This window comes from Alkanindiges hydrocarboniclasticus, assembly GCF_001982605.1.
GTDB lineage: Bacteria > Pseudomonadota > Gammaproteobacteria > Pseudomonadales > Moraxellaceae > Alkanindiges > Alkanindiges hydrocarboniclasticus.
In genome coordinates, this window is the sequence record NZ_MLCN01000004.1 from 67,497 (window position 1) to 77,131 (window position 9,635).

General features: G+C 48.4%; 11 protein-coding genes. 8 read left to right on the top strand and 3 right to left on the bottom strand.

Annotated elements, in window-relative coordinates; genetic code table 11:
• The first annotated feature begins 9 nt into the window (after window positions 1-9).
• The gene (locus BKE30_RS01815) at window positions 10-492 is read left to right on the top strand and encodes a hypothetical protein (protein ID WP_076876963.1); all 483 of its coding nucleotides are present in this window, start codon (window positions 10-12) and stop codon (window positions 490-492) included.
• Between the two features lie 22 nt (window positions 493-514).
• Here BKE30_RS01815 and BKE30_RS01820 read toward each other — a convergent pair whose 3' ends face one another.
• Window positions 515-937: a hypothetical protein gene (locus tag BKE30_RS01820; protein ID WP_076876964.1), complete on the bottom strand. Its 423-nt coding sequence runs from the start codon at window positions 935-937 to the stop codon at window positions 515-517.
• A gap of 277 nt (window positions 938-1,214) precedes the next feature.
• On the opposite strand from BKE30_RS01820, the gene tsaB reads away from it, so the two are divergent.
• The 7 genes from tsaB (at window position 1,215) to BKE30_RS01855 (ending at window position 8,087) form a co-directional block, all read left to right on the top strand.
• Window positions 1,215-1,931 carry a tRNA (adenosine(37)-N6)-threonylcarbamoyltransferase complex dimerization subunit type 1 TsaB gene (gene tsaB, locus BKE30_RS01825; protein WP_076876965.1) on the top strand — a complete coding sequence of 239 codons (717 nt, stop codon included), beginning with the start codon at window positions 1,215-1,217 and terminating at the stop codon, window positions 1,929-1,931.
• A 60-nt stretch (window positions 1,932-1,991) separates the two neighbouring features.
• Window positions 1,992-2,813: an undecaprenyl-diphosphate phosphatase gene (locus tag BKE30_RS01830; RefSeq protein ID WP_076876966.1), complete on the top strand. Its 822-nt coding sequence runs from the start codon at window positions 1,992-1,994 to the stop codon at window positions 2,811-2,813.
• Window positions 2,813-3,616 (top strand): class I SAM-dependent methyltransferase, encoded by an 804-nt coding sequence (locus BKE30_RS01835; protein WP_076876967.1) that lies wholly within the window; start codon window positions 2,813-2,815, stop codon window positions 3,614-3,616. Before BKE30_RS01830 ends, BKE30_RS01835 begins: the two co-directional genes overlap by 1 nt.
• 149 nt (window positions 3,617-3,765) lie before the next feature.
• On the top strand, window positions 3,766-4,524 hold the full coding sequence (locus BKE30_RS01840; RefSeq protein ID WP_076876968.1) for a methyltransferase domain-containing protein: 759 nt from the start codon (window positions 3,766-3,768) through the stop codon (window positions 4,522-4,524).
• Between the two features lie 90 nt (window positions 4,525-4,614).
• On the top strand, window positions 4,615-5,340 hold the full coding sequence (gene bioD / locus BKE30_RS01845) for a dethiobiotin synthase (protein ID WP_076876969.1): 726 nt from the start codon (window positions 4,615-4,617) through the stop codon (window positions 5,338-5,340).
• 151 nt (window positions 5,341-5,491) lie between these two features.
• Complete coding sequence (locus tag BKE30_RS01850) at window positions 5,492-6,904, top strand: C13 family peptidase (protein ID WP_076876970.1); 1,413 nt, start codon at window positions 5,492-5,494, stop codon at window positions 6,902-6,904.
• Between the two features lie 76 nt (window positions 6,905-6,980).
• Window positions 6,981-8,087 carry an S-(hydroxymethyl)glutathione dehydrogenase/class III alcohol dehydrogenase gene (locus BKE30_RS01855; protein ID WP_076876971.1) on the top strand — a complete coding sequence of 369 codons (1,107 nt, stop codon included), beginning with the start codon at window positions 6,981-6,983 and terminating at the stop codon, window positions 8,085-8,087.
• A 176-nt stretch (window positions 8,088-8,263) separates the two neighbouring features.
• Here BKE30_RS01855 and BKE30_RS01860 read toward each other — a convergent pair whose 3' ends face one another.
• Together BKE30_RS01860 and BKE30_RS01865 are read right to left on the bottom strand one after the other, a co-directional pair.
• Window positions 8,264-8,539: a hypothetical protein gene (locus BKE30_RS01860; RefSeq protein WP_076876972.1), complete on the bottom strand. Its 276-nt coding sequence runs from the start codon at window positions 8,537-8,539 to the stop codon at window positions 8,264-8,266.
• Between the two features lie 76 nt (window positions 8,540-8,615).
• Window positions 8,616-9,440, bottom strand: coding sequence for a sulfurtransferase (locus BKE30_RS01865; RefSeq protein WP_076876973.1), 825 nt, complete (start codon window positions 9,438-9,440; stop codon window positions 8,616-8,618).
• Window positions 9,441-9,635 lie beyond the last annotated feature (195 nt).

Consider the following 9,635-nt stretch of genomic DNA (forward strand, 5'->3'; position numbering starts at 1 on the left):
GAGGTGGATATGGGTAGTCAGGTAAAGGCAGTGGCAAAACGCAAGCTTATTGCTGCGCTGGTCAGTGATATGGCGCAAACCATCCGTGATCATCACTCCCTGCAACAGGTGATGGAGCTTCTGGAAAAACAGGTAGAGCTGGCCCAGATGCAGCCGTTTACCAATTTAAGCCGGGCGCAGGCCAAGGAATTGCTGGAACAGTTGCAATCCAAGGTCATGCCGCAGTTATGCACCAGTTTATGTGCACAAAGCCCATGGTTTGGCACAACAGAAAAGCGCCTGACTGGTTTGGGTTCAGCATCCCTGTATATGCCGGTAACTGCAAGTAGTCTGGCCCAAAAGCATCAGCCGTTTACCGTACAGCAGCAATTGCAGCGGGTAAGCCAGCAAACTGAACTATTAAGGGAACAGTTACAGCGCAAGATAGACCGTTTAACCGGGGTGCGCGCCAAGACTGATGAATGGGAGACAGTCTTTCCGGAAGACGAGTAAGCCTGTTCCCTATAAAAATCTTTTAAGTAAAAATCAGCAACACGCACCAGATGATGGCAGCAACCAGCAGGGTTTTGGCTATGAGCCGAATAAGTTCACTGGTGGCATTGCTGGAACCATGATCATCAAGGGCAAAAATCTGTGCATATAATTCACCAGCGCGTGGCCCAAAACAAAAGCCAACCAGTGCGCCCAGACCAGCAAATACATAAGCCAGAAACCAGATAAACTGGCCATCACCATCCGGCTGGGTGAATGTACGGATGAGTGATGTAATAAAGTCAAATAGACCGCCTAGTAACAGTCCGATTATTCCCGAAAAAAAGGCAAACTGAAGCCGGTTTACCCAGCCTTTGGCAGGTACTTTTTCTGGTTTTCTGGATAATCTAACCCGCTGACGTTCACGAAGGGCTTGAAACGCCCGGGTACGTGATAATGAACGCATGTTTTCACCTTTAATCTGTTTTTGTCGTGGTATCTCACTAATTTACTGTAGTTTGACCAGCAATAAGGTGAATTGCTGTAAACATGATTTGTGATTTTTTTGCAGCAATTGAATATATGCCTATAAAATTTCTAAGCAAAAAATGCCTAACAGTTTTGCTAACGGCTTTTGCTGGTATTTTTTGCTAAGATAGCCCGCTTTAATAAAGCGCTTGTGGGTGTTAACCCAAACATGAGCCGAAATTGGTGGTCAGTATGGTCGGGCATAGGGGTAATGGATGCTTTTAGCACTGGAAACAGCAAATGAGTGGTGTTCTGTAGCGTTATTTGATGGCAAGGCCGTTGTGGCCCAGCGTCAGGATGACCGTAGCCGTGAACAAACCCGCCTGATTTTACCCATGATTGATGCAGTGCTGGGCGAACAGGGCCTTGGTGTAAGCGCACTGCAAGCCATTGCTTTTAGCCGTGGGCCGGGTTCATTTAGCGGGGTAAGGATAAATGCTGCGGTGGCGCAAGCACTGGCATGGGCACATGATTTGCCTGTCGTACCGGTATCTACCTTGCAGGCACTGGCACAAGCTGCGTATCGACAGTACCAGTTGACGCAGGTGGTGGCCGTACTGGATGCACGCATGAATGAGGTGTATGCCGCTGCTTATCAACTGGATACACAGGGCCTGATGCAGCCGCTTGAAGAAAATCTGAAAGATGAATCAGGCCATGAGCAACTGGTTGCTTATGATCAGGTTAGGCTACCCGATGAAGCACAACGCTATGCATTGGTAGGCAACGGAAGCCATCTGGTGACACAAGCCAGGGAACTGGCTGTCTATACTGATGTACATGCCAGCAGTGAGGATATTGCCCGTCTGGGCTATGCGGCTTTTAAGGCGGGTAAGGCAGTCAGTGCAGATCAGGCGCTGCCAGTTTACCTGCGTGACAATGCCTGGAAAAAGATTGCTGAACAGCGTGCACAAATGACTGGCCAGCAATAACGCGTTGGCAGTTCCGGGTCATACAGTTATTTTTCATCTAAAACATCAAGCGGAGAATTTATGGATATTTGGTTGCTGATTCAGGCGGCAATTATGGGGCTGGTTGAGGGAATTACTGAATTTTTGCCCATTTCCAGTACCGGCCATTTAATTCTAACCGCGCAGTTGCTGGATTTCTGGACGCTGGAAAAGCGTGAATTATTTGCGGTTGCCGTACAAATTGGGGCAATTGCAGCGGTCATTTACGAATACTGGGGCAAGCTGTGGGGTGCACTACTGGGTGCCTTAACGGGCAAGCCGGAAGGCCAGCGCCTAAGCATCAACCTGATTGTGGCCTCCATTCCCATTGTCATCATTGGGCTAAGTCTGGGTGACCAGATTAAAGCTTACCTGTTTAATGCCGTAACTGTTGCAATTGCATTGATTATCGGTGGAATTATTATTTTATGGGCAGAAAAGCGACCTCATCAAATTGAAGCACAGGAAGTTGAAAATATTAGTTTTAAGCAGGCTATTTTAATTGGTTTTATTCAATGTCTGGCCTTAATTCCGGGGACATCGCGTTCGGGTTCCACCATTATTGGCGGCTTGCTAATGGGCGTATCACGCAAGGCCGCTGCCGAGTTTTCATTTTTTCTGGGTATTCCGGTGCTTATGGGTGCTGGCCTGCTAGACATGTACAAGTCGCGGCATGAACTGCACAGCAATGACATGCTGGTACTGGGCGTTGGTATGCTGGTGGCTTTTGTATCGGCCCTTATTGTGATTCGCGCGCTGATCCGCTATGTGTCCAAGCATGATTTTAGTATTTTTGCCTATTACCGCATTATCTTTGGGGTCGTGATTCTGCTGACAGCATGGACAGGCTGGATTCAGTGGTAATGCACCTGACGTTATGGGCCACGCATGAGAAACAGCAACATGCGCTGGCCTGTCAACAGCAGTTAAAACAACTGGGCGTTATTACAGCGCTTCAAATGATTGAAAAAATAAATCCCAAGCATTTGCGGCAACACCCTGAACTGGCGCTGGTGCTGGATGAAAACGGACTAAATCTGGCTGCCAGCGGTATGAAAATGCAGCCGGACTGGATTGGCCAGATTGCGCGCTTAAAACGGGCCTCGCATAAAAATGAACTGATTGCCCGTGCCTGCCAGACCGAACAGCAGCCGGTGTTAATTGATGCCACCGCTGGACTGGGACATGATGGCTTGTTGCTGGCCTGGCTTGGTGCCCGAGTAACCCTGATTGAGCGGCATCCTGTGCTGTTTGCGCTTCTACAGGATGCATACCAATGTGCCATGCAACATTCAGAGCTGACAGAAACCATGCAACGTGTACAGCTGGTGCATGACGAAGCCAGTAATTATTTAACCCAATTGCAGCAACACAACAGTATTGTAGATGTGGTTTACCTTGACCCCATGTTTCCCAAGGGGGGCCATAAAGACCAGAAAAAGCAGGCGCTAGTGAAAAAGGAAATGCAGATTCTGCATCAGCTATTGCCTGAGCACGGTACAATGGATTTGGGAGAATATCTGCTGCCTTTAGCCCAGCAACTGGCTGGCAGGGTAATTGTAAAGCGCCCACGGCATGCACCGACTTTAAGCTCAGCTGTTCCCCAGCATCAGTGGATAGGGGATGCCTGCCGCTTTGATGGTTATTTTCAGCCCGGACTACAATAAAGCAAAGTGACGATAGCCATGGCCTTGAGGTCAACAGTGCTGCTTTGCAGCAGGTAACCAGCCATACTACACAAGAGGCTGTGGCGCTTTAATATCAAGTGTTGCTATACCAGTTTATTAAATGTCAGTAATTTAAAACGGAAACTTCAATGGATACGCCCATCTGGCACAAATTCAATGCAGCAGCAGACCAGTATGATCAGGTCAGCGTGCTCCAGCAGCAATCTGCCCGGCATTTGCTGGATTGGATGGGCGCTGTGTTAGCAGATAGCGTATGGCTGGATGCGGGTTGTGGCACAGGTGTACTGGCCAAGACACTTGCTGCACAGGGTGCACGGGTGTGGGCTATTGATCTGGCACCCAACATGTTAAAGGCACTGGAAGATGATGACCGTATCCAGACTATTCTGGCTGACATCAGCCAGTTACCGCTGGCCGATGAAATGCTGGATGGTGCTGTCAGTAATTTTGCCTTGCACTGGCTGGGTTCAGCCATCGTACCCGAAATTCTGCGTGTGATTCAGCCGGGAGGAGAGGCATGGCTGGCAGTACCAGTGGCAGGTTCCTTATCTGAAGTGGCTATACGCTATCCCGGTTTTCCGCTATTTCAGTTTGAGCCAGCACAGGCTTGGCTGGAACAGGCCAGTACTTGTGTTATAAAACATGAAACACGGCGCTTTAGTCAGGAGTTTGCCAGCCTCAAAGCATTAATGGCAGCTATCCGGCAAATGGGCGGCGACCAGACAGGCCAGCCTAAACCAACACAGAGCCTGTCAGGTCAGGATTTGTCGCGCTGGAAACAGTGGCTACAGGATCAGTCTCCTATTGCCTTATCATTTGAGGTATTGTTTTTGCATCTTAAAAAGCCGGCATCTGAACATGCACTGGCTTTTCTGTACACGCATTAACAAATTTCGCAGTATTGCGTTGCTGCGGACAAAGAGTTGAATCAAGTTGTACTCTCACTATTCGTTGTTAAATTTTTCAGGCCAGTTTTCATGAGTATAGCCACCGCACGCCAAGCCTATTTTGTGACAGGCACTGATACTGATGTGGGGAAGACCTTTGTCAGCAGCCTGTTGCTGGCACGTGCCCGTACGCAGGGTCTTGACTGCTTTGCCATCAAGCCGATTTCGGCCGGGTGTAGTAGGGATGAAGCGGGTGGTTTAATCAGTGAAGATGCCCGGTGCTTACAGCAATATGCCAGTGTCAATCTGATTGAGGAATTGGTAGCGCCGATCAAGTTACCAGCGGCCACCTCACCACATATTGCCGCCGCACAGGTCGGTGAGCGTTTACAGGCGAGCCGGGTGGTAGGGCATATCCGTGCTGGAATGTCGACGCGGGCCAGCCGGATTCTGGTTGAGGGCGCAGGAGGCTGGCGTGTGCCTATTAACGTGCAGGAATGTATTTCCGATGTGGCCAAACAATTGCACTTGCCGGTTATTCTGGTGGTGGGCATCCGGCTAGGCTGCCTGAATCATGCGCTACTGACGGCTGAGCTGATTATGCGTGACGGTTTGCCGCTGGCAGGCTGGGTGGCCAATTGCCTGCATGCTGATGAACCTTTTGTGGCAGAGCAAATCGAAACGCTGGAGAAAAAACTCAGTGCGCCGTGTCTTGGCGTGATTCCCCATCAGGCGGACAGTAATGTGACTGCTCTGATTGATTGCATCCGCTGGCCCAGCGAGCTTGTTCATTCTCTCCCTGCAACAAAAAGCTGAATTTTGACCCAGCCATTTGGCTTATTTTTGTAATCTATGTTGTTAATAGACAAGAAAAATACAGTTCAAAAAGCTTTTCTTGTTAGGATATCTCCATGCAATTTAGGCGTAACTTAGACTTAATTTGGGTGTGATGTGAGCGAATCACTAGATGATTGAACTAAAGCCTTCCCGTAATTTTCTTAGTGATTTGCGTGATAACCAGATTGCCGCCTTATGGATGCTGATTGGCTCAAGGCGGTGCTTTGACCGCGTCACCCCCAATGGCTGGCAGTTCCTGTTCTGGGCAGTACTGGCTTGTCTGGCCAATACCCTGTTTAGCTGGCTGACCGCAGGCGGGGCTGGTCATTTTAATTTGCAGGGGCTGGTGAGCTACCTGTTATGGCCGTTTATTGCCTTAATTGCCGGTATTTTTCTGGCGCAGCGTAGCGGTCTTGGCCGCCTGATGCTGGTGCCTGCCATGCTGTGGCTAATTGCTGATGTCAACGTTGCCCTGTTACAAAGCTTTGTACAGTTTCTGGGCCAGATTGACCGTTTGCCTGACCTGAGCTATGAATACCTTCCGACGATTTTTCTGGGACTGTTTGTCTGGCAAACCGTTGCCGTATTCTGGGTATTTGCCCGCGCACTGCACTGGCCATGGTGGGAACAGGGCCTGATTCTGGTGGGTATCATTATTACCCTGACCATCTGGCAGTCCTCAGTCAGCAGCCAGCCCATCTGGAAAGTGGAAGAAAGCCGCATAACCCTGCCGGAAGCCGCCATTTATGCCCAGCCGCGCCTGCTGGATGATGTGCTGTCACAAATGCAAACCAGTGTAGCTGGTCAGAGTAACTGGTATTTTATGGGGATTGCCGGGGCAGCCTATCAGGACGTATTCAAGTCGGAAGTTGACCGGATTCAGCGCCAGTTTGATACCCGCTTTGGCACCTATGGCCGCTCGATTGGTCTGGTGAATAACAAGGCAACGTTTATCAGTCAGCCCATTGCCACCAAAACCAGCATTGAGCGTAGTCTGGCCCGGATTGGCCAGCAAATGAACCCTGACAGTGATGTGCTGTTTTTATACATGACCTCGCATGGCCTGCCCAATGTATTTGAACTGGCCAACGAACCTATTGACATGCAATCCATTGACCCACAATGGCTACGTGAAACACTGGATCGTTCCGGCATTCGCTGGCGCGTGATTGTCATTTCATCCTGCTATTCCGGCAGCTTTATTCCGGCATTGCAATCACCGGATACATTAATTATTACTGCATCCTCGGCTGACCGTACCTCATTTGGCTGTACTAATGAAGCGGATTACACCTATTTTGGCCGTGCCTTTTTTGATGAAGCATTACGGGCACAGCATAGCTTTAAAAGTGCTTTTGACATGGCCAATGGCCGTATCAAGCAGTGGGAAAAAGCACAGGGTTTTCCGCACTCCCAGCCGCAATTCAAGTTAGGACAAAATATGGCCCTGATGCTGCCACAGTTTGAAAGCCGCCTGTTTCCACCCGATATGCTGGCTACGCCGACAGTGCAACCTATTTTGGCTGCACGGGCAACGCCCTGAATTGAATCAGACCATTTAAACAGTCTGGTTGCTACCTAACCAACTTTCATGACCTTGAGGATATAAGGAGCTATAAATGAAAACACGTGCTGCCATTGCATGGGAAGCGGCCAAGCCATTAAGCATTCATGAGGTTGAGCTTGCGCCACCACGCGCAGGCGAGGTGCTGGTTGAAATCAAGGCCACAGGTATTTGCCATACCGATTATTACACCTTGTCCGGTGCAGATCCTGAGGGCCGTTTTCCGGCGATTCTGGGCCATGAAGGCGCAGGTGTAGTGCTGGAAGTGGGTGAGGGCGTTAAAAGCCTCAAACCCGGCGACCATGTGATTCCACTGTATACGCCGGAATGCCGCCAGTGCAAATTTTGCCTGTCGCAAAAAACTAATTTGTGCCAAGCCATTCGTACCACACAAGGACAGGGATTAATGCCGGATGGTACGAGCCGCTTTAGTCTGGACGGGCAGGAAATTTTGCATTACATGGGTACGTCCACCTTCGCCAATCATATTGTAGTGCCGGAAATTGCACTGGCCAAAATTCGTGAAGATGCGCCCTTTGACAAGGTGTGCTATATCGGTTGTGGCGTAACCACTGGCGTAGGTGCCGTGCTGTTTACTGCCAAGGTGGAAGCTGGTGCGAACGTGGTGGTGTTTGGGCTGGGCGGTATTGGTCTGAATGTGATTCAGGGCGCTAAAATGGTAGGCGCTAATAAAATTATTGGCGTGGATTTAAATCCTGAGCGGGAAGCCATGGCACGCAAATTTGGCATGACGCATTTTATTAACCCATCCAAGGTTGAAAACGTGGTAGATGCTATTATCCAGCTCACCGATGGTGGCGCCGATTATTCGTTTGAATGTATTGGTAACGTGGATGTGATGCGTCAATCGCTAGAGTGCTGTCATAAAGGCTGGGGACGTAGCATTATTATTGGTGTTGCGCCTGCTGGTGCCGAGATCAGTACACGTCCATTTCAGCTCGTGACTGGCCGTAAGTGGGAAGGTTCTGCGTTTGGTGGCGCGCGTGGCCGTACCGACGTGCCCAAGATTGTCGACTGGTATATGGAAGGCAAGCTGAATATTGACGACCTGATTACCCATCATTTAAAGCTGGATGAAATCAATAAAGGTTTTGACTTGATGAAAAGTGGTGAGTCGATTCGGAGTGTGGTGGTGTATTGACAAAATAGAGATTATTTCTAATATTTCAGTGAATAACGCTATATAGATACAGCACAAGCTTAGCTTTTTATAAGATGCATGTGCTGATATCTTATAAAAATTGAGTTAATTCATTAAGTAAAGTAAACAGTTTATCAGTTTTCAAGGAAGAGTCTTAAGAGGTGGCGTATTAGAAATTACTTGATGGCCATATAACTAACCACTATAGCCATAATACCAATTGCACAAGTGATCCAAAATTGCCAATGTTTTGCAAACTTCTGCCATTTGTCATGTAATAAGCGTTTTCGATGAGCTTTTTGACACGCTTTATTTGGGTCTTGGAGCCAACCTTCACGAATTGCCTTTACTTCTTCAGCTTCTGATTGGACAATTCTTGTATCTACAAGCTCACCCCACACTTCAGATGGCCCCTTTCCTGGGCGGTATAACATGCGAGGATAGTTGTTCATAATATCTAACTACTTTTAAATGTGATGGCTGATAACTACAATAATTTTTTATTTAAAGCAATTAAGTGCTTTTTATCTAAATAGGACGCGAATCATCCACAATCCACTCGCTCCATGACCCAGCATACAACAAGGGTTCTGGTAAACCCGCATACACCATTGCCAGAATATTATGGCAAGCGGTAATCCCGGAACCACAATAGCAAACGATTTCATGATTTAAAGCAGAATCTAAAAGTTCCTTAAACTGGGCTTTTAAATCTTCTTTACTGCGCCAAACACCATTTGCCATGTTCTCATTGAAGGGCAGATTGATTGCGCCCGGAATATGCCCTGCTTTACGGTCAATTGGTTCTTCCAGCCCTTTAAATCTGGCGGGAAGGCGCGCATCAATCAATACCCGATTCGGTTGATTCAAATGCGCCAGCACATTATCACTATCTACACTATGCGGGCTCCACTCCCCTTTAAACTCAGATGGATTAATTTCTAGTTGCGTATTTTCAACGGTACCGCCACTGGCCACCCATGCAGCATAACCACCATCCAGTACCGCGACATTTACATGTCCCATAGCGCGCAATAGCCACCATAAACGCGCTGCAAACATGCCGTTATCCTGATCATAGGCAACCACTTGGGTCGTAGCGCCAATACCCAGTTTGCTAAATAGAGCCACTAATGATTCAGGCGTTGGCAAGGGATGGCGTCCGGTTTTACCCGTAATCACTGGCGCTGACAGATCATGGTCAATATGGGCAAAGCGTGCTTGAGGTAAATGTCCTAAATCATATTGATGTTTGCCCCACGCTGGCTTGCCAAGCTGATGGCGGCAGTCTACAAAGATTACATTACTGCCAAGACGTTTGGCTTCTTCAACGGAAATTAAGGTTTGATACATCGGGTGAGCCTTATTATGCAAATATTATTATTGAGCATTAGTAATTAAAGTGATTTATTCAAGCACGGTCAAGCGGCTTAACAGGCCAGTATCGTTTTGCCCAAACAGGAAAAACAGCACTGTAAAACCGGTGACAAATAACAACCAGGTTGTAACGACGGCCAGCATAATAAACTGCGATCTGGTTGCGCCGTA